The sequence below is a fragment of the Synechococcus sp. BDU 130192 genome (assembly GCF_963876085.1).
Taxonomy (GTDB): domain Bacteria; phylum Cyanobacteriota; class Cyanobacteriia; order Cyanobacteriales; family MRBY01; genus MRBY01.
In genome coordinates, this window is the sequence record NZ_CAWNNO010000036.1 from 1 (window position 1) to 1,031 (window position 1,031).

The 1,031-nt window shown below is 52.6% G+C and carries 2 protein-coding genes; both read right to left on the reverse strand.

From position 1 onward, the window contains the following. Positions 1 to 449, reverse strand: a 449-nt coding sequence (locus AACT35_RS10015; RefSeq protein ID WP_216820553.1) for a Ycf66 family protein, incomplete at its 3' end; no start/stop codon positions are given. 73 nt (positions 450 to 522) lie between these two features. Then, on the reverse strand, positions 523 to 1,031 hold a 509-nt coding region (locus AACT35_RS10020; protein ID WP_143596800.1), incomplete at its 5' end, for an RNA-guided endonuclease InsQ/TnpB family protein.

A 1,031-nucleotide genomic window follows, 5' to 3' on the forward strand; every position in this document is an offset into this window, starting at 1 on the left:
CCCCGGGGGGCTTCATCTTCATAGCCCCGGCTCCGACTCGAACGGGGTTCAGGGTAGCCCCGCAACCGACGTTCATAGCGTTCTTCCCCCTGGTAAGGCTCAATCTGATCCAGCTCCGCCCGATAAACCCGACTGACGGGCCGTTCATCGTCCACAATGGGCGTATTGCGGCGGGCCTGCTCTGTGGCCAAACCCCGGAGGCGAATTGATTCAATGGCGAAAAATACTGCTGAGCCAGACAAGAGAAATTGACCAAATTGCAAAATCGGGTCTAAACGCCACCCTTGGAACAGGAGAATGAAGCCGCACAATAGCCCAACCGCCGCAAAGAAAATATCGTGGTCGCGGGAAAGTTCTGGGCGTACCGACCGTAAAAAATAGAGGGATGCACCCGCTGCGGCCAGCGCAATCCCCAAGATACTGGCGGAATTTAGCCCAAAATTAACCATTGTTGATCTCCCTTGACTCTACCTTCTATAGTGACATACTCCCGACTCTGCTCTAGGAGACAGCGCGGGCTTCTTAAGTCGCCTCAAGAAATTCCTGCTTCAAAGCCTCCCCACTGGGCGTAGCTCCACAGGATTGAACGGTCTGTCCAACCGCTACACTTCGACATGCTTCGACAAGCTCAGCAACATGCTCAGTGCTAGCTAGTCCACGATTGCGAATCACTTGCCCACTGGCTACATCTCGATTGGTTGTGTAGCCACATTCTGGACATTCATGCCGACGCATGGACAAATCTTTTTTCACCGCTACCCCACACTCTGGGCATTCCTGGCTTGTACCAGCGGCTTTAACTTTTTGGAAATACACCCCACGCTTAAAGCAAACCCATTTCAATGTATCCAGGAACTGCCCCCAACCCGCATCCAGGCAATGCTTACCCAGCATTCCTTTAGCCAGTCCTTTTAGGTTCAACTCCTCCGCAAATATCATCCCTGCTTGGTCGCAGAGATGATGGGCTAACTTACGGTGAAAATCTTTGCGTCGGTTCGCAATTCGTTCATAGAATCTGGCGACTCGTTGAC